Source organism: Kitasatospora sp. NPDC091207, from assembly GCF_044768625.1.
Classification (GTDB): domain Bacteria; phylum Actinomycetota; class Actinomycetes; order Streptomycetales; family Streptomycetaceae; genus Kitasatospora.
The window spans coordinates 83285-108628 of record NZ_JBIVVS010000016.1; the positions used below are offsets into that span (position 1 = coordinate 83285).

26 protein-coding genes are annotated in these 25344 nt (G+C 73.8%); 18 read left to right on the plus strand and 8 right to left on the minus strand.

What is annotated here, in order from left to right:
- Window positions 1-174: 174 nt before the first annotated feature.
- From ACIQTO_RS24680 to ACIQTO_RS24695, 4 genes are all read left to right on the plus strand, one after another.
- Complete coding sequence (locus ACIQTO_RS24680; protein ID WP_402391842.1) at window positions 175-900, plus strand: response regulator transcription factor; 726 nt, start codon at window positions 175-177, stop codon at window positions 898-900.
- Window positions 897-2468 carry a sensor histidine kinase gene (locus ACIQTO_RS24685; protein ID WP_402391845.1) on the plus strand — a complete coding sequence of 524 codons (1572 nt, stop codon included), beginning with the start codon at window positions 897-899 and terminating at the stop codon, window positions 2466-2468. The genes ACIQTO_RS24680 and ACIQTO_RS24685 overlap by 4 nt, the downstream gene beginning before the upstream one ends.
- A gap of 271 nt (window positions 2469-2739) precedes the next feature.
- Window positions 2740-4350 (plus strand): cellulose binding domain-containing protein, encoded by a 1611-nt coding sequence (locus ACIQTO_RS24690; protein WP_402391848.1) that lies wholly within the window; start codon window positions 2740-2742, stop codon window positions 4348-4350.
- Between the two features lie 175 nt (window positions 4351-4525).
- Entirely contained in the window at window positions 4526-5929 is a 1404-nt protein-coding gene (locus ACIQTO_RS24695; protein WP_402391851.1) for a glycosyltransferase 87 family protein, read from the plus strand.
- A 191-nt stretch (window positions 5930-6120) separates the two neighbouring features.
- Here the strand turns inward: ACIQTO_RS24695 and ACIQTO_RS24700 are convergent, their stop codons facing one another.
- A complete protein-coding gene (locus tag ACIQTO_RS24700; RefSeq protein ID WP_402391854.1) occupies window positions 6121-6564 on the minus strand; it encodes an SsgA family sporulation/cell division regulator in 444 nt (147 codons plus the stop codon).
- Between the two features lie 395 nt (window positions 6565-6959).
- On the opposite strand from ACIQTO_RS24700, the gene ACIQTO_RS24705 reads away from it, so the two are divergent.
- Entirely contained in the window at window positions 6960-8510 is a 1551-nt protein-coding gene (locus tag ACIQTO_RS24705) for an RDD family protein (RefSeq protein WP_402391856.1), read from the plus strand.
- A gap of 80 nt (window positions 8511-8590) precedes the next feature.
- On the plus strand, window positions 8591-9349 hold the full coding sequence (locus ACIQTO_RS24710; protein WP_402391858.1) for an RDD family protein: 759 nt from the start codon (window positions 8591-8593) through the stop codon (window positions 9347-9349).
- 34 nt (window positions 9350-9383) lie between these two features.
- Here the strand turns inward: ACIQTO_RS24710 and ACIQTO_RS24715 are convergent, their stop codons facing one another.
- A complete protein-coding gene (locus ACIQTO_RS24715) occupies window positions 9384-9680 on the minus strand; it encodes a hypothetical protein (RefSeq protein WP_402391860.1) in 297 nt (98 codons plus the stop codon).
- Between the two features lie 261 nt (window positions 9681-9941).
- Here ACIQTO_RS24715 and ACIQTO_RS24720 point away from each other — a divergent pair, with 261 nt between their 5' ends.
- The 4 genes from ACIQTO_RS24720 to mycP all read left to right on the plus strand — a co-directional run bounded on the left by ACIQTO_RS24720 (window position 9942) and on the right by mycP (window position 14088).
- Window positions 9942-10643: an endonuclease V gene (locus tag ACIQTO_RS24720; RefSeq protein ID WP_402391863.1), complete on the plus strand. Its 702-nt coding sequence runs from the start codon at window positions 9942-9944 to the stop codon at window positions 10641-10643.
- Window positions 10644-10769: 126 nt separating this feature from the next.
- The gene (locus ACIQTO_RS24725; RefSeq protein WP_402391865.1) at window positions 10770-11216 is read left to right on the plus strand and encodes a hypothetical protein; all 447 of its coding nucleotides are present in this window, start codon (window positions 10770-10772) and stop codon (window positions 11214-11216) included.
- Window positions 11217-11259: 43 nt separating this feature from the next.
- Window positions 11260-12723 carry a hypothetical protein gene (locus ACIQTO_RS24730; RefSeq protein ID WP_402391868.1) on the plus strand — a complete coding sequence of 488 codons (1464 nt, stop codon included), beginning with the start codon at window positions 11260-11262 and terminating at the stop codon, window positions 12721-12723.
- 168 nt (window positions 12724-12891) lie between these two features.
- Complete coding sequence (gene mycP / locus ACIQTO_RS24735; protein ID WP_402391869.1) at window positions 12892-14088, plus strand: type VII secretion-associated serine protease mycosin; 1197 nt, start codon at window positions 12892-12894, stop codon at window positions 14086-14088.
- A 22-nt stretch (window positions 14089-14110) separates the two neighbouring features.
- On the opposite strand, the gene ACIQTO_RS24740 is transcribed toward mycP, so the two are convergent.
- Together ACIQTO_RS24740 and ACIQTO_RS24745 are read right to left on the minus strand one after the other, a co-directional pair.
- Window positions 14111-14599, minus strand: a complete 489-nt coding sequence (locus ACIQTO_RS24740) for a GNAT family N-acetyltransferase (RefSeq protein ID WP_402391872.1) — start codon at window positions 14597-14599, stop codon at window positions 14111-14113.
- A gap of 94 nt (window positions 14600-14693) precedes the next feature.
- A complete protein-coding gene (locus ACIQTO_RS24745) occupies window positions 14694-15353 on the minus strand; it encodes an NAD(P)-dependent oxidoreductase (protein WP_402391875.1) in 660 nt (219 codons plus the stop codon).
- Between the two features lie 130 nt (window positions 15354-15483).
- Here ACIQTO_RS24745 and ACIQTO_RS24750 point away from each other — a divergent pair, with 130 nt between their 5' ends.
- Together ACIQTO_RS24750 and ACIQTO_RS24755 are read left to right on the plus strand one after the other, a co-directional pair.
- Window positions 15484-16029 (plus strand): winged helix-turn-helix transcriptional regulator, encoded by a 546-nt coding sequence (locus ACIQTO_RS24750; protein ID WP_402391878.1) that lies wholly within the window; start codon window positions 15484-15486, stop codon window positions 16027-16029.
- Window positions 16026-16649, plus strand: coding sequence for a DinB family protein (locus tag ACIQTO_RS24755; RefSeq protein WP_402391881.1), 624 nt, complete (start codon window positions 16026-16028; stop codon window positions 16647-16649). The genes ACIQTO_RS24750 and ACIQTO_RS24755 overlap by 4 nt, the downstream gene beginning before the upstream one ends.
- An 84-nt stretch (window positions 16650-16733) precedes the next feature.
- Here the strand turns inward: ACIQTO_RS24755 and ACIQTO_RS24760 are convergent, their stop codons facing one another.
- Both ACIQTO_RS24760 and ACIQTO_RS24765 read right to left on the minus strand, forming a co-directional pair.
- Entirely contained in the window at window positions 16734-17177 is a 444-nt protein-coding gene (locus ACIQTO_RS24760; RefSeq protein WP_402391884.1) for an RNA polymerase sigma factor, read from the minus strand.
- A 697-nt stretch (window positions 17178-17874) separates the two neighbouring features.
- Window positions 17875-18393, minus strand: a complete 519-nt coding sequence (locus ACIQTO_RS24765; protein ID WP_402391886.1) for a hypothetical protein — start codon at window positions 18391-18393, stop codon at window positions 17875-17877.
- Between the two features lie 255 nt (window positions 18394-18648).
- Here ACIQTO_RS24765 and ACIQTO_RS24770 point away from each other — a divergent pair, with 255 nt between their 5' ends.
- Window positions 18649-19680, plus strand: a complete 1032-nt coding sequence (locus tag ACIQTO_RS24770; RefSeq protein WP_402391889.1) for a hypothetical protein — start codon at window positions 18649-18651, stop codon at window positions 19678-19680.
- Between the two features lie 19 nt (window positions 19681-19699).
- Here the strand turns inward: ACIQTO_RS24770 and ACIQTO_RS24775 are convergent, their stop codons facing one another.
- Together ACIQTO_RS24775 and ACIQTO_RS24780 are read right to left on the minus strand one after the other, a co-directional pair.
- Window positions 19700-20290, minus strand: a complete 591-nt coding sequence (locus ACIQTO_RS24775; protein ID WP_402391891.1) for an isochorismatase family protein — start codon at window positions 20288-20290, stop codon at window positions 19700-19702.
- A 147-nt stretch (window positions 20291-20437) separates the two neighbouring features.
- Window positions 20438-21754, minus strand: coding sequence for a nicotinate phosphoribosyltransferase (locus tag ACIQTO_RS24780; RefSeq protein WP_402391894.1), 1317 nt, complete (start codon window positions 21752-21754; stop codon window positions 20438-20440).
- A 151-nt stretch (window positions 21755-21905) separates the two neighbouring features.
- On the opposite strand from ACIQTO_RS24780, the gene clpS reads away from it, so the two are divergent.
- The 5 genes from clpS (at window position 21906) to ACIQTO_RS24805 (ending at window position 25256) form a co-directional block, all read left to right on the plus strand.
- Window positions 21906-22199 (plus strand): ATP-dependent Clp protease adapter ClpS, encoded by a 294-nt coding sequence (gene clpS / locus ACIQTO_RS24785; RefSeq protein ID WP_380575707.1) that lies wholly within the window; start codon window positions 21906-21908, stop codon window positions 22197-22199.
- 58 nt (window positions 22200-22257) lie between these two features.
- Window positions 22258-22836, plus strand: a complete 579-nt coding sequence (locus ACIQTO_RS24790) for a DUF2017 domain-containing protein (protein WP_402391898.1) — start codon at window positions 22258-22260, stop codon at window positions 22834-22836.
- A 187-nt stretch (window positions 22837-23023) separates the two neighbouring features.
- Window positions 23024-24478, plus strand: coding sequence for an amino acid permease (locus tag ACIQTO_RS24795; RefSeq protein ID WP_402391901.1), 1455 nt, complete (start codon window positions 23024-23026; stop codon window positions 24476-24478).
- An 87-nt stretch (window positions 24479-24565) separates the two neighbouring features.
- Window positions 24566-24997 carry a Mov34/MPN/PAD-1 family protein gene (locus ACIQTO_RS24800; protein WP_402391904.1) on the plus strand — a complete coding sequence of 144 codons (432 nt, stop codon included), beginning with the start codon at window positions 24566-24568 and terminating at the stop codon, window positions 24995-24997.
- Between the two features lie 139 nt (window positions 24998-25136).
- On the plus strand, window positions 25137-25256 hold the full coding sequence (locus ACIQTO_RS24805; protein ID WP_327677307.1) for a putative leader peptide: 120 nt from the start codon (window positions 25137-25139) through the stop codon (window positions 25254-25256).
- Window positions 25257-25344 lie beyond the last annotated feature (88 nt).

Consider the following 25344-nt stretch of genomic DNA (forward strand, 5'->3'; position numbering starts at 1 on the left):
CGCACATCCTGCCGTATTCGGGGCCGCCGCAGGTGGGCAGCCCTGCTATTCAGCAGGCAAGTTGCACAAAACACCAGGGGAGGGAGCGAATCGGTCCGGACCTGCGCGGCAGCCGGTCCCGGACCCACCCCGAGGTACAGACCACCGCACGCCGATGGCGTACCGTGCAGCCCCATGGCAACAGTGCTCGTGGTCGAGGACGACCCCTTCGTACGCTCCGCCCTCATCCGGCACCTGGCCGACACCGGTCACGCGGTCCGTAGTGTGGGTACGGCACTTGAGGCGCTGCGCGAGGTCGCCCAGGTCGGCTGCGACCTGGTGATCCTCGACCTCGGCCTGCCCGATCTGGACGGCAGCGAGGCCCTCAAGATGATCCGCGGCCTGACGAATGTGCCGGTCATCATCTCCACCGCCCGGGACGACGAGGCCGAGATCGTCCGGCTGCTCAACGACGGCGCCGACGACTACTTGGTGAAACCTTTCTCCGGGGAGCACCTCAGCGCCCGGATGGCCGCCGTGCTGCGCCGGCTCGGCGGCGGGACGGCCCCGGTCACCCACGTGCTCCGGGTCGGCGGGCTCGCCATCGATCTCCAGCGCCGCGAGGCCACGCTGGACGGCCGGGCACTCGATCTGACCCGTCGCGAGTTCGACCTGCTGGCCTTCCTCGCCGCCCGCCCCGGTGTGGTCGTGCCGCGCAAGGAGATCCTGGCCGAGGTGTGGCGCCAGACCTACGGCGGCGACCAGACCATCGACGTCCACCTCTCCTGGCTGCGCCGCAAGCTCGGTGAGACCGCCTCCAACCCCCGTTACCTGCACACCGTGCGCGGCGTCGGGGTCCGGCTGGAGGCGACCGGGCACCCGACGGAGCCCGGGCCCGCCCCGGCGGGGCGCCTGACATGAGGCGGTTCGGGCACTCGCTGCGCTGGGCCCTGATCAAGGCCGCCGTGGCCGGGACCACCATGGTCGCGCTGGCCTTCCTCATCCCGCTCGGGCTGATGGTCCAACAGACCGCGCGGGACCGGGCGTTCACCGCGGCCGAGCGGCAGGCGGCGGCGCTCGGCCCGGCGCTCGCGATCACCACGGACCAGGGCGCCATCGCCCGCGCGGTGGCCAGTACCGACGCGGGGGCGCAGGGGCGGATGGCGGTCCACCTGCCGGCAGCGGGGACGGGGACGACCGGGACGGTGGCGGGAGGGGCCCCGGCGGGAGGGGGCCCGACGCCCCCGGGGGGTGCTCCCGGTGGACCGGCCGCGCTGCCGTCGGCGCTGCCGTCCGCGTCGTCCGCGTCGTCCGCCGCGCTCCCGCTCGCCGGGGCGGTCCCGGCCGGTCCGGACGGCGGGGCGACCATCGGGGACGCCCGCGCGCTCGCCGCCGACGTGGGCACCGCCGGCGGCCAGGGCCGCTCGTTCACCGTCGAGGTACCCGGCGGCTTCGCCCTGCTGCAGCCGGTCGCGGTCGACACCGGCCGGACGGCCGTGGTCGAGGTGTTCGTGGCCGACGGGGACCTCACCCGGGGGGTCTCCACCGCCTGGCTGGTGCTGTCGGCGGTCGCGCTCGGGCTGGTGGCGATCTCGGTGCTGGTCGCCGACCGGATGGGTGCCCGGATCGTCGGCTCCGCCCGCCGGCTGGCCGCCGCGGCCCGCTCGCTCGGCGGCGGGAACCTCGCCGTCCGGGTGCCCGTCGACGACCGGCAGAACGCCGGGAGCCCGGAGGAACTGCGCGAAGCCGCCCACGCGTTCAACGCGATGGCCGACCGGGTCGTCCACCTGCTCGCCGCCGAACGGGAGTTGGCCGCCGACCTGTCGCACCGGCTGCGCACCCCGCTCACCGTGCTGCGGCTCAACGCCGCCTCGCTCGGCGAGGGCGACGCCGCCGACGCCACCCGGCACGCCGTCTCCCAACTGGAGCGCGAGGTCGACCAGATCATCCGCTCGGCCCGCCGGGCGCCCGAGGACGCGCCCGCCGTCACCGTCGGCTGCGACGCCGCCGAGGTGATCCAGGAGCGGGTCGGCTTCTGGTCCGCGCTCGCCGAGGACGAGGGCCGCCGCTGGCAGCTGGCCGGCGCCGACCAGCCCGCCCCGGTGTCCGTCCAGCGCGGCGACCTCGCCGCCGCCGTCGACGCGCTGCTCGGCAACGTCTTCCGCCACACCGCCGTCGGTACCGCCTTCTCGGTCGACGTGCTCGCCACCGACAGCTCGGTCATCGTGCTGGTCGGCGACGCCGGACCGGGCTTCACCGACCCCGAGGCCGCCCTGAAGCGCGGGCAGGGCCACGGCGGCGAGGGCTCCACCGGCCTCGGCCTGGACATCGCCCGCAAGCTCGCCGAGGTCACCGGCGGCGATGTCGCGCTGGGCCGCTCCGCGGTGCTCGGCGGCGCCGAGATCCGGCTGCGGCTGCGGGCCCGGCCCGACGGCGCCCCCGCCCGCGTCAGCCGCCGGCGCAGCCGCAACACGCTGTTCCAGCGCTGATCGGCGGCCCCGCCGACGCGGTGGCGGGCCGGGCCGGCGCCACCGGTCTCCCCCTCTTTCTTAAGCGGGCCCTAAGGGAGCTGTACCCCTCGCTCAGCAGGCCGGTTCCGGCCGTCCGGCCGCACTAGCGTCATCCGCGCCGGTCACCCGACCGAGCCGGGTCACGCCGCCCGCGACGGTTCCACGCACCCGCGCCCGGCCGCCGTGACCCCGTCCGGCCCAGCCGTCTCCCCACCCCCGGGCGGGAGGCGCCCCCTGTGGAGGTACGCCCATGACGACCCAGCCCGCCCGCCGCCCGGGCCGCCGCCGGCGCAGCCGCAAGGGAGTCGTCCTCGGGGCCTCGGCCGTCGCCGCCGCGCTGGTCGCGGGTGGTGTGGTCGTCCTCGCCTCCTCGGCCAGCGCCGCCTCGCTCGGCGCCGTCTACACCCGCACCAGCACCTGGGACGCCGGCTACACCGGCCAGTACCTGGTCACCAACCCGGACAGCAGCGCGATCGAGGACTGGACGCTGACCTTCGACCTGCCGGCCGGGGCGAAGATCGACTCGCTCTGGAACGCCACCTTCAGCGCCGACGGCCCGCACGTCACCGTCAAGCCCGAGCCCTGGAGCAAGCGCCTGGAGCCCGGCCGGAGCCTGGTGGTCGGCTTCGTCGCCCAGGGCTCCGGCGCGGCCCAGGCCGAGCCCGGCAACTGCCTCATCAACAACGTCTCCTGCAAGGCCGGCGACGGTACCGTGCCGACCCCCTCGGGCCGTCCGACCGGCAGCCCGAGCGCCTCGCCGACCGCGACCGTGGCGCCCAGCGCGTCGCCGAGCGCCACGGTCACCGCCACCGCCACCGCCAAGCCCACCACGGCGTCGCCCAGCCCCACCGCCACGACCACCAGGCCGACCACCCCGCCGCCGTCGCCGACCGCCACCCCCACGCCCACCGCCACCGCGACCGGCACTCCCGCCCCGGTCACCGGCGCGGGCTTCGCCCCGTACGTGGACACCTCGCTCTACCCGCCGTACGACCTGGTCGCCACCGCGAAGGCCACCGGCGTCAAGAACTTCACCCTCGCCTTCGTGGTCTCCGGCGGCGGCTGCACCCCGAAGTGGGGCGGGGTCAGCGACCTCTCCGCCGACGCGGTGGCCGCCCAGATCGGCGCGCTGCGGGCGGTCGGCGGCGACGTCCGGGTCTCCTTCGGCGGCGCCAACGGCAGCGAGCTGGCCCTGGCCTGCACCACGACGGCCGAGCTGACCGCCGTCTACCAGAAGACCGTCGACGCTTTCGGGCTGACCAAGGTCGACTTCGACGTCGAGGGCGGCGCGATCGCCAACGCCGCCGCCAACACCCGCCGCGCCCAGGCGATCGCCCAGCTGCAGAAGAACGCGGCCGCCAAGGGCAAGGCCCTGGACGTCTCCTTCACCCTCCCCGCGCTGCCCTCCGGCCTGACCCAGGAGGGTGTCAACCTGGTCGCGGACGCCAAGAACAACGGCGTCGCGATCGGCGCGGTCAACATCATGGCGATGGACTTCGGCGACGGCGTCGCCCCGAACCCGCAGGGCCAGATGGGCAAGTACGCGATCGCCGCGGCCACCGCCACCCAGGCCCAGGTGAAGAGCGTGCTCGGCCTGGACGACGCCGCCGCCTGGCGCAAGGTCGCGGTCACCCCGATGATCGGCGTCAACGACGTGGCCAGCGAGATCTTCACGGTCGCCGACGCCAAGCAGCTCGCCGACTTCGCCGGGACCAAGCACCTGGCCTGGCTGGCGATGTGGTCCGGTACCCGCGACAAGGCGTGCGAGGGCGGCGCCAAGGCGTACGCCGACGCGAGCTGCAGCAGCGTCGTCCAGCAGCCGCTGGACTTCACCCGGGCCCTCGGCGCCTACACCGGCTGAGCCCCTCCGACCCCTCCCCGGGACCCCGGCCGTCCGTGCTCCGCCCGCAACGGAGTACGGCCGGCCGGGGTGTTTTCCTGCCCGGTCGGTCACATTCCGTAACTATCCCGATCGGGCCCGGTCGGCGGTCATCCGGTATCGTCGCTGGTTGGTCGAACGGTGGACGGAGCGAACAGTGACAGCGGTGCAAGACGAGCGCAGCGCGGTGCCAGCCGCACCGGACCCGGCGCCCGGGCCCCTGTCGGACCGCGTGAAGGACGCCCTCGGCGCACCCGTACGGGCCCTGCGCGAGACACCGCGCCGCCCGCTGCTGGCCGTCTCCGCAGTGGCGCTGCTGTCCCTGGTGGTCTATGCCGTTGTCCGGCACTTCGTCCACACCTCGATGGTCGACATGATCGTCTACCGGGCGGAGGGCGCCGCCGTCGCCGACGGCACCGACCTCTACGCCCTACGGGTCACCGAGTGGAACCTGCCCGCCACCTACCCGCCGTTCGCCGCGATGCTGTTCGTGCCGACGACCTGGTTCCCGGTGCCGTTCCTCCGGGTGGCGATCACCCTCGGCAACCTCGGCCTGCTCGCGCTCTTCACCCACCTGTCGTTCAAGCTGGTCGGCTGGCCGCGCCGCGAACTGCGCCCGCTCGGCGTGATCCTGGTCACCGGCGGCGGCGTCTGGCTCGAACCGGTCTTCACCACGCTGCGCTACGGCCAGATCAACCTCGCCCTGGCCTGCCTGATCCTCTGGGACCTCACCCGCCCGGACGGCCGCCGCAGCAAGGGCGTCGCGATCGGCATCGCCGCGGGCATCAAGCTCACCCCCGGGCTCTTCGCCGTCTACCTGCTGCTCACCGGCCGGATCCGGGCCGCCTTCGTGGCCGGCTTCACCTTCCTCGGGACCTTCCTGCTCGGCGCGCTCGTCCTGCCCGACGCCACCTGGGGTTTCTGGACCAAGTACCTCTACGACTCCTCGCGGGTCGGCAAGACCGAGATCGTCGACAACCAGTCGGTCCGCGGCGCCGTCGCCCGGCTGCTGCACACCGCCGACCCCGGGACCGTCGCGACCCTGGGCTCCGGGCTGGTCGCGGTGGCCGGCCTGGCCATCGCCGCCTGGGCCGCCTCCAGCTCCCGCTGGCTGCCGCGCGCCGAGGCGTGGGGCGTCTGCTGCGCCGCCGTCACCGCGGTGCTGATCTCGCCGATCAGCTGGACCCACCACTGGGTCTGGTGCGTCCCGGTGCTCGCGCTGCTCGCCTGTGAGGCGGCGGTCGAGCAGGCCCGTCCGGCCGCCGTCCGCCGGCTGCGCTGGCGCGTCGCCTTCGGGGCCACGCTGGTCGCCTTCTTCTCGTTCGGGATGTGGGTCGTGCCGCACCACGGCGACCTCGACCTGCACCTGTCGGCGGCCGGCCAGATCCCGGCTTCGGTCTACCCGCTCGTCGGGGTCTGCTTCCTGCTGGCCGCGGCGCTACGGATAAGGGCGCGGCGGCGGGCCGCCGGCGCACCGCTCGTCCCGCTGCCCGGGCAGCGCAGCGGCGGTGGCCGTCCGGGCCCCGCGCGCGACCGTCAGCAGGCCCCCGCGGCCCGCTGAGTCGCCGGGGGCTCCCGGGCCGACCGGCCCGGGGGCGCTCTGCTCGGGGGTGCTCTGCTCGGGGTGGTCCGGTTCGGACGGGTGCTGTGGGGAGGCGCCCTGTCCGGGACCCTCGTGTCCGGGGCCGGGGCGTCCCGGGCCGTCGCGTCGGGGGGTGCCCGGCGCGGGGCGGCGCCGCGCGGCGCGGTCGGTCACGCGAGCAGCTCGGCGAGCGAACCGTCCATGTCCAGCGCGGCCAGCTCACTGCCCGGCGGCACCAGCCGGTGCGCCCGCTCCAGCCAGGCCGCCACCACCGGCAGCGGAGCCTCCAGCAGCGCGTCCCCGGCGGGCGAGCTCAGCGCCAGGCAGAGCACGCTGCGCCGGCCCCTGGGGGCACCCCCGGCCGAAGGCTGGGGGAGGGTCGGCCAGATCCGCACGTCCCCCTGGCCGCACGGCCGGAAGGTGCCCTCCACCAGCAGCTCGCGGGCGAACACCCAGGTGACCGGCGAGCCGGTGTCCAGGTGGAAGGTGATGTGCACCGCGTACGGGTCGTGGCTGCTGTAGGACAGCCGGGCCGGGACGGGGACGCTGTGCTCGGGCGAGAGCACCAGGTTGAGTTCCAGTTCGTGCTCCACCACGCTCGTCGCGCGCTCCATGATCGGGTTCCTCTCTGACTCCGGTTCGTGCCCGTTCGCGGGCCCTGTGACCTTGGAGAGCACGGATCGCGGGCGGTCTTACACACGTTTCCGAGATTTCTCGGCGAGGTTTCCGCAGACGTGCGCGAGGAGTGGTGAACGCGGGGAGGGCGGGCGCGTGGTCGGGTGCGCGCGCCGTCCTCCTTATCCCGGGCGGACCCGGACTGTCCGCCGATTGCGCAACTTCCCCCCGTCGGCCCGCCGAGGTACTACTCTTTGTGACTGACCCGCGACTGTCCGCCCATCGGCGGTGTCCTCGCGCGCGCCGACGGCGAAGCCAGCTGGGCCGCCCGAGTCGCCGTCGCGTGGTCTGCCCGCCGGGTGCGCCGCATCGGCCCTCCAGGAAAGAAGACCCCATGACGGACCGGCCCTTCGCCGGCGGCGCGGAGACGGCCGTCGGCCCCACCCCGGGGTACTACCCCGATCCCTCGGTGCCCGGCTTCGTCCGCTACTGGGGCGGCACCGCCTGGGTGCCGGGGACCAGCCGTCCGGCCCCGGCGGCGGGCGAGGTGCTGGCGCCGCCCCGGTTCGTGTCGCGCCGCGGCGGTGTGGCGGGCGGCGCGGGGTCCGGGCCGGGGGCGGGCGCGCGCTTCGTGCCGCCGCCGGCGGCGATGGCGCAGGCCGACCTGCCGTCGGCCGTGGTGCCGTCCGTCGCCGGGCCGTCCGTCGCCGGGCCGTCGACGGCGGCGCCGTCGGCCGTCGAGGTGTCCGGGGAGACCGGGCCGGTGTATCTGGACCAGACGGCCGGCGGGGCGTCGTTCAGCGTCGGGCCGCACCTGGCGGCCGGGCCGGCCGCGGCGCAGGTGGGCTCCCGGGCCGGGGGCTCCGCTGCCGGGGACACCGCTGTCGGGGACTCCCGCGTCGGGCCGGCCGGGGGCGGGCCGACCGGCCGGGAGGGCGGCGGCGGGGTGCCGGATGAGCGTGACGGCGAGCCGGGGGCGTCCGGCTGGCAGGTCGACCCGCGGGCGCAGCGCGGCCTGATGGAGACGGGCGGGGCGCCGCGCTGGGTCTCCTGGGGCGTGCTCCCGGGGGCGGAGCCGCCCCCGGGAACGGCCGGGACGGCGGACGTCCGGCCGGTGGGCGGGGAGCGCGCGCCCGGGGCGCGGGTGGAACCGGCGGTGGTGGTGGAGCCGGTGGTTGCGCATTCGGTGGTGGTGGAGTCGGCGGCGGCCGCGGGGCCGGTGGCCGAACGTGCCTCCGGTCCGGCGGTGGTGGCGGTGGCCGCGCCGGTGCGTGCGGCCGCTCCCGCGCCGGTGGTCGCGTCCGTGGCAGCGCAGGTGGCCGCGCCGGAGCGGGAGCTCGTGCCGGAATCGTCCGCCGCCGAGGTGCCCGCGGTGATCCCCGCGCCGGCCGCCCCTGCCGTGCAGGCCGGGGGCGCGCGGCGAACGGCCGCCCGCCGCCGTCCCCCCGCGCCGGTGGCCGCCGGGCCGGGACGCCGGTTGGCCGCCCGGCTGGTGGACACCGCCGTGCTCGCCGTGGTCGCCACCGCGGCCGCGATCCCGCTGGGCGGCTCCGTGCGGTCCCACCTCCAGCAGAAGCTCGACCAGGCCAGGATGGCCAGCGCGCTCACCCGCCGTCAGGTCGACGTCTGGCTGGTGGACGGCGTGGTGGTGGGCAAGGTCGCCGTCCTGATCGCCCTCCTCGCCTTCGTCGGCGTGCTCTACGAAGTACTGCCGACCGCCCGTACCGGCCAGACCTTCGGCAAGCGCCTGGCCCGGATCCGGGTGGTCGACGCCGCCCCGTCGGCGGCCCGCCCCAGGCTGAGCCTGGCCCGGTCCCTGACCCGCTGGCTGGTCCGGAACGCCTCGGCGGTACTGCTGCTCGGCCTGGTCTGGCCGCTGTTCGACCGCCCCGCCCGGCGCGGCTGGCACGACCGGATGGCGGGCACCCGGGTCGTCCGGGACTGACCGCGGGTCACCCGGAGGTTGCCGGGCGAAACGGACTAAATATCCAAAAATTACCGAATGTGTGATGTTCTACTCGGGGCATGAGCACCCACAACCCCTCAGGCTCCGAGCCGGAGGGGGGCGGCCAGCCCTCCTTCGACAAGCAGCCCCCGTCCCCGGGTGGCGGCACGCCGGAAGGTGCGCCGTCGGACCCGTCCGGCAACCCGCCGCCGTCCTCACCCCCGCCCCCGGCCGGCAGCCCCTACGACGACCGCCCCGGCGCGTACGGCGGCACCTACGGCGGCACGCCCGGCGGTTCACCCTACGGGCAACCGCCGTACGGCCAGGGCCCCTACGGTGGGCCGCCGCCCGACCAGCCGCCGCCCGGCTACGGGCCCACGGGGTACGGGACGCCCGGCGCCGGGCCGATCCCCGGGATGCCGCCGCTCGGCAGCTGGCCGAACCGGATCCTCGCGCAGGTGATCGACTACGTCCTCGCGCAGATCGTGGCGGTCCTCCTGGTGCTGCCCTTCGCCAGCCTCGGTGACCGGTCGGGCTCGGCCGGCGCGTTCTGGCTGGCCTGCGGCCTGCTCCTGATCTACGACGGCGTGATGCTCAGCCGGGACGGCCAGACCCTCGGCAAGAAGGCCATGAAGGTCAGGGTCGCGATGCTGATCGACGGCACCACGCCGACGCCGGCCGCCGCCTGGACGCGGTCCGCCGTGTTCATCCTCCCGGCGGTCATCTGCTGCGCCGCGCTCTGGTGGCTGATCGACCTTCTGTTCGGCGTCTTCGACAAGCCGTACCGGCAGTGCATCCACGACAAGGCCGCGAAGACCGTGGTGGTCTCCACGGTCTGATCCCGGTCGCGGGCCGGTGCCGCCCGGTGGCGCGTCAGCGCTGCCGGGCGTACGCGTGTCCGGCGGGTGCGGGTGCGGGTGCCTCGGCCGTCGGGGCCGCGGTCGGTGCCGTTGTCGCGGTCGTTGCCGGTGCCGGGCCGGTCGTGACGCGGCGCCGGTCGGCGGTCGACAGCGACAGCAGCGTCACCAGCGTCCCCAGGGCGAGCGCGAAGCCCACCAGGACGGCGATCTCCAGGACACCGGTGGCGCCCGAGACCGCCAGCAGCGCCACGGCGGCGGCGACGACGGTGCAGGTGCCGAGGCAGATCTGAGCGGTGGTCGGGCGCGGCATGGCGATCGGTCCTTCGCACGTCGGGGGGAACGGGCGGGGGGAAAGCGGGGCGGTACGTGCTGGTGCGGGGCGGTACGGTGCGGTGCCGGTGCGGGACTCCAGCCCAGGACTCCTACCCGGTACGGGTGTTCGGTAAGTGCAGCCTAAGCCGCCGGGCCCGGAGCACGGGGGGCGCACGGGCTCACGCCGGGGTCGTCCGGCCCACTCGGTACGGTGACCGGGACTCATCCGTTGACGCCCGACACCCCAGGGGGAACCTCCGTGCCCATCCCCGCCGACTGGCCCGCCACCGAGGCCGAGGCACTCGCCGAACAGGAACGGCTGCGCCCGCTCGTCCAGCCCCACGGCCCGGCCGCCGGCGCCGACGACACGTTGATCGCCGGCGTGGACGTCGCCTACGACGACGACCGGGACCTCGTGGTCGCCGCCGCCGTGGTCCTGGACCGCGACACCCTGGCGGTCGTCGAGGAGTCGACCGCCGTCGGACGGATCGCCTTCCCCTACGTACCCGGACTGCTCGCCTTCCGCGAACTCCCCGCCGTGCTCGACGCCCTGGCCGCACTCACCCGCACCCCCGGCACCGTGGTCTGCGACGGCTACGGCCTCGCCCACCCGCGCCGCCTCGGCCTGGCCAGCCACCTCGGCGTGCTCACCGGCCTGCGCACCCTCGGTGTCGCCAAGACCCCGTTCGTCTTCGAGCACCACGAGCCCGACGCCGCCCGCGGCGCCTGGACCCCGCTCACCGACCCCGCCACCGGGGAGGAGGTCGGCCGCGCCGTCCGCACCCGGCCCGGAGTCAAGCCCGTGTTCGTCTCCGTCGGCCACCGCATCGGCCTGACCGAGGCGGTCGACACCACCCTGGCCCTCGCCCCGTGCTACCGGCTGCCCGAAACCACCCGCCACGCCGACTCGCTCTGCCGCCGGGCCCTCGCCGCACTGCAGCGTGAGGAGAACGCGAACTGACGGTCCGCCAGCTCGGCGGCGGTTCGCCGCGAGCGCCGTTCTGCTCGTCCGGCCCATGTGTTAGACATGTCTCTCCCGGGGCTGTGCACGGCAGCGCGGGACGGACGCACGGGGGAGGCGCCGGACGTGGCGACGGGGACCGGATCGACGGGCGGAGCCGGCAGCGGCTACCGCGTCGAAGTCGAACAACTGCGGGCCTTCGCGGCCCAGGTACGGCTCCTGCTGGCCGAGTTCGAACGCCATGCCGACGGCACCCGGACCCACGGACAGAGCGCCGTCGGCAAGAACTCCTTCGGCACCTTCGCCGAGGCCACCGAACTGCACGGCCGGTACCAGACGATGCGCGACGGGCTGCGCGACGTGCTCAACCAGCTCCAGGAAGCCGTCGACGAGGCCCAGAAGAAGGCCGAGCTCACCGCCACCAACTACCAGGAGCAGGAACACCGCACCGCGGGCAAGCTGAAGCTCGACGACGACGGCTGGTCGGTGGCCGCCCCGTCCGCCACCAGCACCGCCGCGTACACGCAGACGGTGGCGCCGCCCCAACGCCACGGCGGGAAGTCCGAACGATGAGCACCGACCGGGAACAGCCCCGCGGGAACGGAGGCGGCCGCCGATGACGTACACCAACTTCAACGACTACAGCCACGCCGAACTCCGCAAGATGGCCCAGGCCCTGAACCCCGGCGAGGTGATGGCCGCCGGCGACCCCTGGCGCCGCGCCGCCGACACCCTCAAGGCCATCCGCGCCACCCTCACCCGGGCCAGCACCGAGGCCGCCGTCAGCTGGGAGGGCAGCACCAGCGACGCCTTCCACAGCCGCATGCTCAACCTCGCCGCCACCATCAACAACACGGCCTCCTACGCCAACGACGCCGCCAACACCCTCAAGGCCATGTCCGAGGCCATCGCCAAGGCCAAGCACGACATGCCCGAGGAGCCCAGCGGCTGGGACCAGCTCAAGGACGGCGTCGGCGACACCGTCTCCTCCCTCTTCGGCAGCGACGACGAGGACAGCAGGACCGCCATCGCCGAACAGCGCAAACTCGAAGCCGCCGCGGTCATGCAGACCCTCGCCATGCACTACCGCGTCGCCGCCCCGATGCTGAAGCCGCCACCGCCGCTGCAGCCGGGGTCGAACAAGCGTCGCGGTGACGACTATCAGGATGTCCCGTCACCTGATGATCAATCGGGGACTTCGACGATCAGCGCGGTGATGGCCGGCGCCAGCTACACCACTGTGACGACGAAGCCGACCACTGGCGGTTCCACACCGGCTCCGCAGCGATCTGCCGGCCAGAACACCCCGAACGCCCAGAGCCGCCCGGCTACGGTCAAGCCGGTTGTACCGGCCGCACTGGTTGACCCTGGTATCAAGGGTGGTACCGCCCAGGCCGCGCCGAAGCCGCCGGCTGTCGCTCATTACGGCCCAGGCACCGGGATCGACGGTACGAAGACAGGCCTTCCTGCGGCATCCGGCTCCAGCACGCCATTCCCGAACTCCGGCAGCTCCGGTGTCAATCCCGGACCTCAGAACGGAATTCCGAGCGTGCCTCCGGCCGGCGGGCAGGGGGGACCTCACATCGGCGGCGGGCCGAGCGTGGGGGGACGGGGAGTGCCGGTCGGCGGTCAGGACAGGACGGGAACACCGACCAGGGATGCTCTGGGCCGGACGAGTGTTCCCGGCGAGGCCATGGCCCGCAGGGCCAAGGCCTTCGGCGCGGGTGAGGTGTTCGAGGGCGGCTTCGGCAGTGGTGGCCGGGCTTTCGGCGGATCCCGACCGGGCAGTGGTCTTCCGGGGCACACCGGTGGCCTGGTGGGTGAGGGCGGCCGATCGGCTCCCGGATCCGGTGCGAAGCAGGCCTTCACGGAGGGTGGCTCCGGCCTCGGCGCGCGGAGTCGGCCGAAGGGGGAACCAGGCGCCAGCACCGGGGCCGGGATGGCGCCGGGTGTGCCCCTCGGAGATGCCCGGCGGCGCAAGAAGGACGAGGACAAGGAAGGGAAGCGCCCTGACTATCTCGTCGAGGACGAGGAGACCTGGGCGTCGGACAAGCCGGCCAACCCGAACGTGGTGGAATGACCCTTGTTCGCAGGTGGACAGGCCGATGATCGGTCGTCCCCTGGGCCGCCGGCCCTGGGGACGTCTCGTTGAGTGAGGTGACCAGGCGTGACGAGCAGTCGGGTAGGGCGTGGGGCGGCCGTGCTCGCTGCCGGAGCCCTGGCGTGGGGGGCAGTCCACCCACCGGCGATGGCGGATCAGATCAGGAACGCGCAATGGCCCTTGAAGGCCTTCGCCGCGGAGACCAGAATCTGGCCGGTCAGTCAGGGCGACGGTGTCGTTGTTGCCGTGGTGGACGGTGGTGTCAGCCAGGACCACCAGGACCTCATCGGCCAAGTGCTGCCCGGCGCCGACTTCTCCGGAGCGAAGACGGACGGTCGGCTGGACAATGACGGCCACGGAACGGCCATGGCGAGTCTGATCGCCGGCACCGGACACGGGGCGTCGGCGGGAGTCATCGGGCTCGCACCGAAGGCGAAGATCCTTCCGGTCAAGATCAGGAGCATCGAGGGTCTGCCGGAGGTCCAGCAGTCCGACCTCGCGCTGGCCGTCCGATTCGCCGCCGATCAGGGGGTGCAGGTCATCAACATCTCCCTCGGGGGGTATGCGGGTGCCGACGCACAGACGCGCGAGGCGATCAAGTACGCGCTCTCCAAGGACATCGTCGTCGTGGCGGCGGCTGGAAACAGCGGTAACAAGTCCTCGCCGGTGGAGTATCCCGCAGCCTTCCCCGGCGTCGTGGCCGTCACGGCTGTCGACGAGCAGAGCCGGGTCTGGGAGAAGTCCACCTTCGGACCGGAGACCACGATCGCCGCGCCGGGCGTCGGGGTCTACCACGCGTCAGCCACCTCTACGTCGAGCTACAGCGTCGGCAACGGCACCTCCGACGCCACCGCCTACGTCTCCGCCACCGCGGCGCTGATCCGGTCCAAGTACCCCGCGCTCTCCGCCGGGCAGGTCATCAATCGGATGATCAAGAGTGCGACGCCGCCGGCGGACGGTTCGGCGGTGCCCGACGCCCACTACGGGTACGGGGTCGTCGACCCGGCCAAGGCGTTGGAGGCGAATCCCGCGGTGGACGGCGGGTCGAGGGCGAACCCGTTGCTCGGGCGGGTGGAGTCGCAGGGGGCGCCGTCCGACGCCGCGGCGGTGCCCGGGGACGACGGGTCCGCGCCGCCGATGGCGGCGCCGGTGCCCGGGGCGGGCGGGAACGCGGGGATCACGTACACCCTGCTCGGGGCCGGCGGCCTCGTGGTGCTGGTGGTCGCGGGGGTGGGGGCGGGGCTGGCCGCGCGGGCGCGCAGGCGGCGGCGGGCCGCCGCGGCGGGGGCGTACCCGTACCCGCCGGGGTACGGGTACGCGCCGCAGCAGCCGCCCCACCGGTGAGCCGGGCGGGTACGGGACGTCCTCAGAGCCGCCGGTGCATGATGTGCAGGCCGACGTAGCCCTTGTGCGGGTGGTGGAAGGCCTCGGGGACGGTGGTGAGGATCTCGAAGCCGAGGGACTCCCAGAGGGCCACCGCGCGGTCGTTGGTCTCCACGACGGCGTTGAACTGCATCGCGCGGTAGCCGTCGGCGCGGGCCCGGTCGAGGACGTGGGCGCAGAGGGCGCGGGCGACGCCCCGGCCGGAGTGGCGGGGGTCGACCATGAAGCCCGCGTTGGCGACGTGCGCGCCGCCGCCGGCCTGGTTGGGGTGGCTCTCGGCGGTGCCCAGGACGGTGCCGTCCTCGTCGACGGCGACGAAGGTGCGGCCGGGGGCGGGTTTGAACCAGAGCGCGCGGGCCCGGTCCTCGTCGGTGTCGCGGTCCCAGCTGTAGGTCTCGCCGGCGGCGACGATCTCGCGCAGGAAGGGCCAGATGGCCGGCCAGTCGGCGGGGGTGGCTTCGCGGATCAGCATGGTGCCCAGCATGGACCGGAGGGCTCCGGTCCGGCCAGGGACTTTCGGACGGCCGGGGCGCGGGCGACGGCCTCGCTACGCGTCGACGACCCCCCTACGCGGCGACGGCGATCTGCTCGCGGTGGTGTGCCGGCGCGGCGGCCTCGTCGACCACGGCGACCGCGAGGTCGGCCTGGGCGATCCGCTCGCCGAGGACCTGCGGGCCGCCGACCCGGTAGCGGCCGGTGCCGGGCGCGCCGCGGTCGAGGTCGAGGGGCGGGGTGACGACGACCCAGTCCAGCGCGGCGGCGGACTCCCGCAGCCGGTCCAGCGCGGTGGAGTGGCCGAGCGAGAAGGCGCGGTAGGCCTCGGGGAAGGCGGGGTCGTCGTGGACGGCCGTGCCGGGCGCGGTCTCCAGGGTGGTCGCGACGCCGACGTGGACCAGCCGGTGGACCTCGGCGGCGGCGAGGCCGGCCACCAGGGCGTCGGCGGCGGCCCGGTAGAACTGGGTGGAGGGGACGTCGGGGGTGTAGACGGCGCTGACGGCGGCGGTGTGCCCGAGGGCCGCGGCGGCGACGCCGGCCCCGTCGGTGATGTCGCAGCGGACCACGGTGGCGCCGGTGTCCGCGAGGTCGCGGTGGCGTTCGGGGTCGCGGACGGCGGCGGTGACGGTCAGCCCGCGTCGGCGGGCTTCGGCGACCACGGCTCGTCCGACCTGTCCGCCCGCGCCGAACACGATCAGGTCCGTGCCGATCTGCCTGCCGGTGCTGCTCATCGCGGTCTCCGTCCGCTCGTCGGGGGCGCTGTCGCCCGCCGTCGCCGTGACGGTAGACCGGGGGGTGCCGGTTACTTCAACGGTACCGGCGGTGGCCCGGTCGGCCGCCGTGTCGGCTACCGTCGGGGCCATGACGCCGACCGAGTCCGCACCGCTGACACCGGACTTCTTCGACCCGGACTGCCCGGTGCAGACGATCCCGGTCCTGGGCGGCAGGAAGTGGGCCTGGAAGATCATGCGCTGTCTGGAGGGCGGCCCGCGCCGCTTCTCCGAGTTGCGGGTGCCGCTGGTCGGCATCACCTCGAAGGTGCTGGCCGAGTCGCTGCGCGCGATGGAGTCCGAGGGTGCGGTGATCCGCACCGCGTACGACGAGAACCCGCCGCGGGTGGAGTACGCCCTGACGCCGCTCGGCCACACGCTGCTGGGGCCGATGGACGCGGTCTGCGCGTGGAGCCGCCAGAACCTGGCGAGTCTGTTGGAGGCGCGGGAGGCGTACGAGCGGGACGAGGGCGGACGCGCGGCCCGCGCGCACTGGGCCGGTGCCCACCGAGCCCGCGTCCGCTTCGGCCCCGGTGCGGGGTCGGGTACCGGGTCGGGGCCTGGCAGTATCTCGGCGGCCGATGGCGGTCGGACCGCTGGTGGGAGCGGTCCCGCCGCCGCCATCCTGGACGCATGACCAGCCCTGAGACCGCCGCCGCCCCGCAGACCGCCGCCACCGCCGGACCGGCCACCACCACGGGACCGGCCGACGACGGCGTCCCGGACGCCGTCGTCCCGGACACCAAGGACTGGACCTGGGTGCTGGAGCGGGTCTGCCCGGACTGCGGCCTGGACTCCGCGGCCGTGGCCCCCGGGTCCGTCCCCGGGCTGATCCGGGCCAACGCGGACGCCTGGGTAACGGTGCTGGCCGGTGACGAGGACGCGTTGCGCCGCCGTCCCCGCCCGGACGTCTGGTCGGACCTGGAGTACGCCTGCCATGTGCGGGACGTCTTCCGGCTGTTCCACGTCCGGCTGAACCTGATGCTCGACCAGGAGGGGCCGGACTTCCCGAACTGGGACCAGGACGAGACGGCGGTCGCCGAACGCTACCGGGAGCAGCGGCCCGGGGCGGTGGCGGCGGATCTGGCCGAGGCCGGGCGGGTCCTGGCGGACGCCTTCGAGCGGGTCGGGGGCGGGCAGTGGCAGCGCACCGGCAACCGCGGTGACGGCGCGCGCTTCACGGTGGAGTCGTTCTCCCGCTACCTGATCCACGACCCGGTCCACCACCTGTACGACGTGACGGGCGAGCGGGTCTGATCCACCGGCCGCGGAGGCGGCCGGGTGGGCCGGCGCGGTGCCGCGGCCCGGAGGTTCCGGGGCGGTGCGAGGGCTTCGCCGGGGTCACCAGCCGGAGGCCTCGCGGAGCATGGTGCGGCGGAGTCGGCCGGCCACGCTGGCGGTGTCGGTGCCGATGACATCGGCGATCTCGGGTGCGGCGAGGCCGACGACGTAGTGCAGGATCGCCAGGTCGTCGTCGGCGGGGTGCTGGGGGCCGGCCGGCGGGCCGGCCTGGCGGGTGTGGTCACTGACGGTGCCGCGCAGGATCTGCCAGGCGTGCGCGGTGGGATTGGAGCTGCCCAGCAACTCGCGCCAGTGGACGGCGATTTCGGAGAAGGCCTGTTGGACCGCGCCGGCCGCCTCGGTGTGGTCCGGCAGCCATACCCGGGCGTAGCTGAGGTACCGGGGTCGGTGGAGTTCGCAGAAGGCCGCGAACTCCAGCGGTACGGCGAGCGATTCGTCGGGCCCCGGGGGAGGCTCGGCGGTGCTGTCATGACGGTTGGTCATCTCGGCTTCTCGGCAAGTGAGATGGGCTTCTGACGGTCGATCATCTGTGCTCACTCTACGGTAGGCGCTCGGTGCGCTGGGTTACCAATCGGATTGAATGCCCGGAACGCACCGCCGCTCGGCCGGTTCCGGCGGTGACCGGATGCGGGCGGGCGGGCGGCGGGGTGGCGCGAGGCCGGTGGTGGAGTGGGGCACAGTGGTGCCGCAGGCGCGGATGTGGGTGCGTCGTGGCCGGTCAGCGGAGTGGAGCGACGGGGTCGCGGGGCGGTTGATGAGCCACCGTAGGCGGTTCGGCGGCTCACGTCCACGCCCTCGGCGTGAAGCCGCGCCCGCGCTACCGGTCGCGCGCGCGGCGGGTCGGGGCAGGTGTTCGGATGGTCCCGGGGGCGGGTCCGCGCGGGGGTGCCGCGCTCGCGCCACCGGGGTTCGGCGCCGGGCGGCGGTGGGTGGGCCGGGCGGTGCCGGACGAGGTCGGTCGGGCCCGGGGTCGGGCCCGAAACGGGTGCGGTCGGAGTGGTGCGGTCAGAGTGGTGTGGTCGTGACAGGTGCGGTCGGGGCGGTGTGCTGCGGGACGGCGCGGCGCGAGACGGCAGGGCGGGCGGTCCGGCCCCCTCCGGCCGCCCCTGTCCGTGTCGGTCGCGCCCCGTCGCCCGGTGACGGGCGACCGCGTGGCGCAGGTGGGTCGTGCGGTCGATCGTCAGCCGGTGCGCCCGGCCTCGGCGGTGACGATCCGGTGGTCCGCCGCGGTGGCCCGTTCGAGCTGGGCGGGGAACGCCTCGACGGCCCGCCGCCGGGCCAGCTCGGCCGCCGCAGCGGCGGCGGCAGCGGCCCCTGCGGCGCCGGCGGTCGCCGCGCCGTCCGGTCCGGTGTCGCCGGTCCTTCGGTCGCGGCCGACGGCGGTGCGGGCGGCCTGGTCCTCGGCCGCCTGTCTCGCGGCCAGGTAGGCCTGGACGGCGGCCATCCCGTACACCGGCTGGATCAGCTGGTGCCCCTTGAAGAAGGGCCTGGCCGGGGCGAATCCGGCCGCGACCACCAGGTCGCGGATCTCGGCTATCTCCGCCTCGCTGCGGGCGGTGAAGCGAACCTCCCAGCCTTTTTTGTACGTATGGCCCTGTTCGCCGCTGCGGCGGGCCGGGTCCGGCCGGCGGACGTATCCGGGCAGGCGGCCAAGGCGGAGCTGGGCCGCGCGGAGGCCGGCGGTCTCGTCACGTGACATGCACCAAGGGTAGGCAATCCGGCGAGTGGGAGTGACTTCCGGAGGCGCTTCGGCGTATGCCCTTGGTCACTCACGGTCAGACGCGCTGGGCGTCAATCGCTTTTGATCAATGAAGACAAGCATATGATCACCCATTCCGCCGAATGGGTGAGGGTATGAGGACTTTAGTGCGGACTGGTCCCGGTTTCGCGACGGTTGGGTAACAGTGCGTCAGGTGGCCGATGGTCGGTCCGGGCTGTTGGGGATGGTGTCGGCATGAGCTACCGGATTCCCTCGCCGCCACCTTCCCTGGAGGAACTGGCGAAGCGTCAGCAGAACGTCATCACCGCCAGCCAGTTGCGCGCCCGGGGCGTGCCGGGCCGGGTGGTCACCGGGCACTGCCGCCGCGGCGGCCCCTGGCAGCGGCTGCTGCCCAGGGTCTACCTCCTGCAGTCCGGCGAGCCGACTCCGGAGCAGCGGATGTGGGCGGCCCTGCTCTACGCCGCGCAGAACGGGCGCGAGGAGGGCCGCCGGGAGGGCGCCGTGATCACCGGCACGGCCGCGCTCGCGCTCTACGGCTTCGCCGCGGTGCCGCGGCTGCCCGCCGTCACCGGGGTGGATGTCCTGGTGCCCCGTCAGCGCCGCCTGAAGGACGCCGGCCAGGTCCGGATCCGGCGCACCGAACGGGAGTTGGTGGCCAGCTCGGTGCACGGTCTGGCCTGCGCGCCGGTCGCCCGGGCGGTCGCCGACGCGCTGGGCGAGTGGATGGCCGAGGGGGTCGCGCCGGAGCTCGGCGAGGGCGCCGCGCCGGCGGTCCGCGCGGTGCTGCGGGAGGCCGTGGAGCGCCCCGGCATCCACTGCACGGTACGGGAGTTGGTCACCGAGCTGACCGAGTCCGGGCTGGCCGCCGACCTGCGGGTGCGGGCCGCGCTGGACGAGCTGCTGGCCACCGAGCGGGACGCGGTGCTGGAGCGGCTCGGCGCCCTGGCGGACGAGTGGCTGCTGCCCGCCCCGCTGACCGGCCCCGAGCTGCGGATGCGCGGCGGCACCTACATCGCCGTCCCGGACCTCTACTGGCCGCGGGCCGGGGTGGCGGTCGAGGTCGACTCCGAGCTGCGCTGCGTCAGCGAGGGGGAGGCCGCCTGGGTGCGCGGCGGCCAGCACCGGATGGAGTACCTCGGGATCCGGGTGGTGTACCTCTCCGGGGCCCGACTGGCCGCGGAGCCGGAGGCGGTCGGTGCCGAGCTGCGCGAGGCCTTCCGGCAGGGCGGTACCGACGTGGTGGAGCTGCTGGTCACCGAGCGGTGAGCCGGCGCCGTCCCGGGGCTCAGCCCCGCGCCGCCGGCGCCCCGACCAGTTCGACGCCGGCTGCCCGCAGCTCCTCCAGCGCGGCGGCGATGGTCTGCGGCGACACGCCGGCCGTCAGGTCCAGCAGGACGCGGGCGGTGAAGCCGGCCCGGACGGCGTCCAGCGCGGTGGCCTTGACGCAGTGGTCGGTGGCCAGCCCGACCACGTCGACCTCGGTGACCTGGCGCTCGCGCAGCCACTCGATCGGGCCCCGGTCGTTCTCGTCGACGCCCTCGAAGCCGCTGTACGCCGCCGCGTAGGCGCCCTTGTCGAAGACCGCCTCGATCGCGCCGGAGGTGACGGAGGGCGCGAAGTTGGGGTGGAAGCCGACGCCCTCGGTGCCGGCCACGCAGTGCACCGGCCAGCTGGTGACGTAGTCCGGGTCGTCGGAGAAGTGGTCACCCGGGTCGATGTGGTTGTCCCGGGTGGCGAGGACGTGCTGGTAACCGGCGCGGGACTCGGCGATCAGATCGGTGATCGCGGCGGCCACCTCGGCCCCGCCGGCGACGGCCAGGCTGCCGCCCTCGCAGAAGTCGTTCTGCACGTCGACGACGATCAGTGCCCGGTGCATGGCTCGCATCCTCGGTTGTGTGGTGGGGCGGTGCGCCGGTTCTCCGCGCGCCTGGGGGGAACTCTACGGTCGACTGTAGGCAGTGGCACCCGGGGGCGGAAGGCCCGGGGAGTACCCGGGCCCCGTACGGCCGGTGCCGCCCGCCGGTCAGACGATCAGTTCGGTCGGCAGGACCGGGTCGCCCTTGGACAGCTGGGTCGCCGACAGCGGCAGCCCGGCGAGGGCCCGGACGTGCCGCTCGCGCGCCGCGCCCAGCGACTCCCGGCCGACCACTTCGCCGGCCCGCATCAACGGCACCTGCAGGAGGTACGGCTCCAGTTCGGCCGGGATCGGCCCGGTGCCGACCACCTCGGCCTCGGCGACGCCGTCCTGGTCGGGCCGGCGGGCCGCCCACTTGCGGCCGCCGACGCTGGACTTGCCGCCCGTCGAGCGCTTGGCGACCGGCACCAGCGGACCCTGCGGCGACTCGGCGCGGGCGACCAGCTTGTAGACCATCGCGCAGGTCGGGTGGCCGCTGCCGGTGACCAGGCTGGTGCCGACCCCGTAGCCGTCCACCGGGGCGGCGGCCAGCGCGGCGATCGCGTACTCGTCGAGGTCCGAGGTGACGATGATCTTCGTCTTGTGGGCGCCGAGTTCGTCCAACTGGCGGCGGACCCGGTGGGCCAACAGGGTGAGGTCGCCGGAGTCGATGCGCACCGCGCCGAGTTCGGGTCCGGCCACCTCGACGGCGGTGCGGACGGCCTCGCGCAGGTCGAAGGTGTCGACCAGCAGGGTGGTGCCCCGGCCCATCGAGGCGATCTGCGCCTGGAACGCGTCCCGCTCGCTGTCGTGCACCAGGGTGAAGGCGTGCGCGGCGGTGCCGGTGGTCGGGATGTCGTAGGTGAAGCCGGCCTCCAGGTCGGAGGTGGCCGCGAAGCCCGCCACGTACGCGGCGCGGGCGGCGGCCACGGCGGCCTGCTCGTGGGCCCGCCGGGCGCCCATCTCGATGCACGGGCGTCCGCCGGCCGCGGCGGTCATCCGGGAGGCGGCGGCGGCGATCGCCGAGTCGTGGTTGAGGATCGAGAGGATCACCGTCTCCAGGATCACCGCTTCGGCGAAGCTGCCCTCGACCGTCAGCAGCGGCGAACCGGGGAAGTGGACCTCGCCCTCCGGGTAGCCGTGGATGTCGCCGGTGAAGCGGTAGTCGGCCAGGAAGCGCAGGGTGTCGTCCTCGACCACGCCCTGGCCGGCCAGCCAGTCGAGCTGGGCGCTGGTGAAGCGGAAGTTCTCGACGGCGTCCAGGACCCGCCCGGTGCCGGCCGTCACGCCGTAGCGGCGGCCGCTCGGGAGGCGCCGGGTGAACACCTCGAAGACGGAGCGGCGGTGCGCGGCTCCGCTGCGCAGGGCGGCCTGCAGCATGGTGAGCTCGTAGCGGTCGGTGAGGAGCGCGGTCGAACCGGCCGCGCGCACTGAAGTGGCGTCCATGGGGATGATGCTACTACCACTTAGCGTCAGATTGACGATTTCTCGCCGGAGGCGTTCGTTCCCCCCGGGTCGGAATCGCCCGGAGGTCCCCCGGATGGCAGCATGGGGGCTGAAGGGGTATGTGCGAGAGAACGGCGAGGAGGACCCGGCGGTGAGTGTCGCGCCCGTGGAGATCGAGCGCCCGGAGGTCGAGGGCCTACCGGTGGTGGAGCCGGACACGCCGTGGGTGACCATCGTGCACAACGACCCGGTCAACCTGATGAGCTACGTCCAGTACGTGTTCCAGGCCTACTTCGGTTACCCGAAGGACAAGGCCCGGAAGCTGATGATGGAGGTGCACAGCAAGGGCCGGGCGGTGGTCTCCAGCGGATCCCGCGAGGAGATGGAGCGCGATGTGCAGGCGATGCACGGCTACGGCCTCTGGGCCACGCTGCAGCACGACTGACCCGCGAACCGCGCCCCGCACCCCACCGAAGACGACGAAGACGGGCTGACCGATACAGATGGCTGGGTTGTTCGAGAGTGCCGGCGGCGGGAGCGCGGCGATCGCGCTGGACGAGCTGGAGGCCTCCATCCTGCGCTCCCTGGAGGTGCAGATGCTGGAGCTGATCGGACCGGGCCCGGGCGGTGACGCGGGGGACGACCCGCTCGCCGCGCTGTTCGCGGAGGGGCCGAGCGAGGCTCCCGCCGACCCGGCGCTGGCCCGGCTCTTCCCGGACGCCTACGGCGATCCGGAGAAGCCGGACGACGCCGAGGCCAGGGAGGCCGCCCGGGAGTTCCGCCGCTACACCGAGCTGGATCTGCGCGCCCGCAAGCGCGAGGACGCGTTGCAGGTGGTCCGCGCGCTGGACGGGCTCGGCGGCGAGGGCGGCGTGCTCAAGCTGGCCGCCGCCGACTGCCTGCGCTGGCTGGGCGCGCTCAACGACCTGCGGCTGACCCTGGGGGTCCGGCTGGAGGTCGCGGAGGAGGACGAGCAGGGCCTGTACGACCTGCCGGACACCGATGAGCGCAAGCCGCTGGTGATGGCCTACCTGTGGCTCGGCGCCCTGCAGGAGTCGCTGCTGGAGGCGATCGCGGACTGAGCCTGCCCCGCTCCCGGGCCGCCGTGACCCCCCGTCCGCATGCTGGACGGGGGGTCACGGCTTTTCCGTTCAAAACAGGCGAAATCATATGAGTACATGCTCAAATATCGCTCAGATGAACACCGGTATCCGGAACCTGCGTGGTACGACTTCTCCACCCCACGAGACCCACCCAGGACGGTGTGCCATGGCCGAGCAGATCTACGACGAAGTGGTCGACACCAAACCGGACGAGGAGGGCTACGAGCGGGGTCTGGGCAGCCGCCAGATCCAGATGATCGCCATCGGCGGTGCCATCGGCACCGGACTGTTCCTCGGCGCCGGCACCGCGATCTCCAAGTCCGGACCGAGCCTGATCCTGTCCTACGCCGTGGCCGGTGTGGCGATCTTCGTGATCATGCGGGCCCTCGGCGAACTGCTCACCTACCGCCCGGTCTCCGGCAGCTTCGCCGAGTACGCCCGGGAGTTCCTGGGCCCCTTCGCCGGTTTCGTGACCGGCTGGACGTACTGGCTGTTCTGGGTGGTCACCGGCATGGCCGAGACCACCGCCGCCGCCGTCTACGTGAAGTTCTGGGCGCCCGGCATTCCGCAGTGGCTCAGCGCGCTCACCTTCCTGGTCGTCCTCTACGGGGCCAACCTGATCTCGGTGAAGCTGTTCGGCGAGATCGAGTTCTGGTTCTCGATGGTCAAGGTCACCGCCATCATCGGCATGATCCTGATCGGCATCGGCGTGCTGACCCTCGGCTTCAGTGACGCCGGTGACACCGCGTCGATCAGCAACCTCTGGGACGACGGCGGCTTCTTCCCCAAGGGGATCGGCGCCACCGTGATGACCCTGCAGATCGTCATGTTCGCCTACCTCGGCGTCGAACTGGTCGGTGTCACCGCCGGTGAGAGCGAGAACCCCCAGAAGACCCTGCCGCGCGCCATCAACACGCTGCCCTGGCGGATCGCGCTCTTCTACATCGGCGCCCTGGTGATCATCCTCTCGCTCGTGCCGTGGACCGAATTCCAGCCCGGCGTCAGCCCGTTCGTCGCCGCCTTCGGCAAGATCGGCATCCCCGCCGCGGCCGGCATCATCAACTTCGTGGTGCTCACCGCCGCGCTCTCCTCCTGCAACTCCGGCATGTACTCCACCGGCCGGATGCTGCGTGACCTCGCCCTGCGCGGCCAGGCCCCCGGTCGGCTCACCAAGCTCAACTCGCACCGCAGTCCCGCCGTCGCGATCACCGTCTCCTGCCTGATGATGGGCGCCGGCGTGGTGCTCAACTACCGTGTCCCGGCCAAGGCGTTCGAGTACATCACCTCGGTGGCCACCGTCTGCGGGCTCTGGACCTGGTCGATGATCCTGATCTGCCAGATCCGCTACCGGAAGGCCTGGAAGGGTGGGCACCTGCCGCCGCCGAGCTTCAAGGCCCCCGGCGGCCTGTGGAGCAGCTGGGCCGCGCTCGGCTTCCTCGCCCTGGTGGTCGTGCTGATCGCGATCGACAAGGACAGCCGGATCTCGCTGTACGTCTTCCCCGGCTGGGCCGTCCTGCTCGTCGTCGGCTACCAGGTGCTCAAGCGCCGCAGTCCGCAGGCCGTTCACGGCGTCGCCCACGACCACCTGCACTCCCGCAACGGCGCCGGCGACGCCCACTGAGCGGCCCGCCCGACACGCTGCGAGACGGCCCCGACCGCCCCGTGGACGCCCGGCGGACACTCGTCGGGGCGTGGCTATCCTGACCGCATGCTGACCATCACCCGAGAACTGCGCGACGCGATCGTCACCCACGCCCGCGCCGACCACCCGGACGAGGCCTGTGGCGTGGTCGCCGGACCGGCGGGCAGCGGACGGCCCGAGCGGTTCGTCCCGATGCTCAACGCCGCCCGCTCGCCCACCTTCTACGAGTTCGACTCGGGCGACCTGCTGAAGCTCTACCGCGAGATGGACGACCGGGACGAGGAGCCCGTGATCGTCTACCACTCGCACACCGCCACCGAGGCCTACCCGTCGCGCACCGACGTGAGCTACGCCTCCGAGCCGTTCGCCCACTACGTCCTGGTCTCCACCGCCGACGGCAACGGCCCGGACGACCCGTACCAGTTCCGCTCGTTCCGCATCGTGGACGGCGCGATCACAGAGGAAGACGTCCAGGTCGTCGAGGCTTACCAGCCCTGACCGGCACCCCCCTGGGCGCGGCCCGCCGACCGTCCGAACGACGGCGGCGGGCCGGTGTCGTCTCAGCAGCAGAAACGGAAACATCCGAATCCCGAGACAGGCATGTCGGAGCGAGGCCGGGAATCTATACGATGAGCCCATGCGTTCCGTCGATGTGAGCACCCAGGCCCCGGGCACCCGCCTCGTGGCGCGCCTGCACGTCGACCTGTGCCGGCTCGCCAGTGCGATCTGTCCCGGCACGCCGGCGCGCTCGCGCTGAGCCGCCCGACCGAGCCCGCCGTACGCCCTGCGCACCGGGCCCGACCCGCCCTGCCGCGCCCGCTGCGGCCCACCCACCTCACGACTCG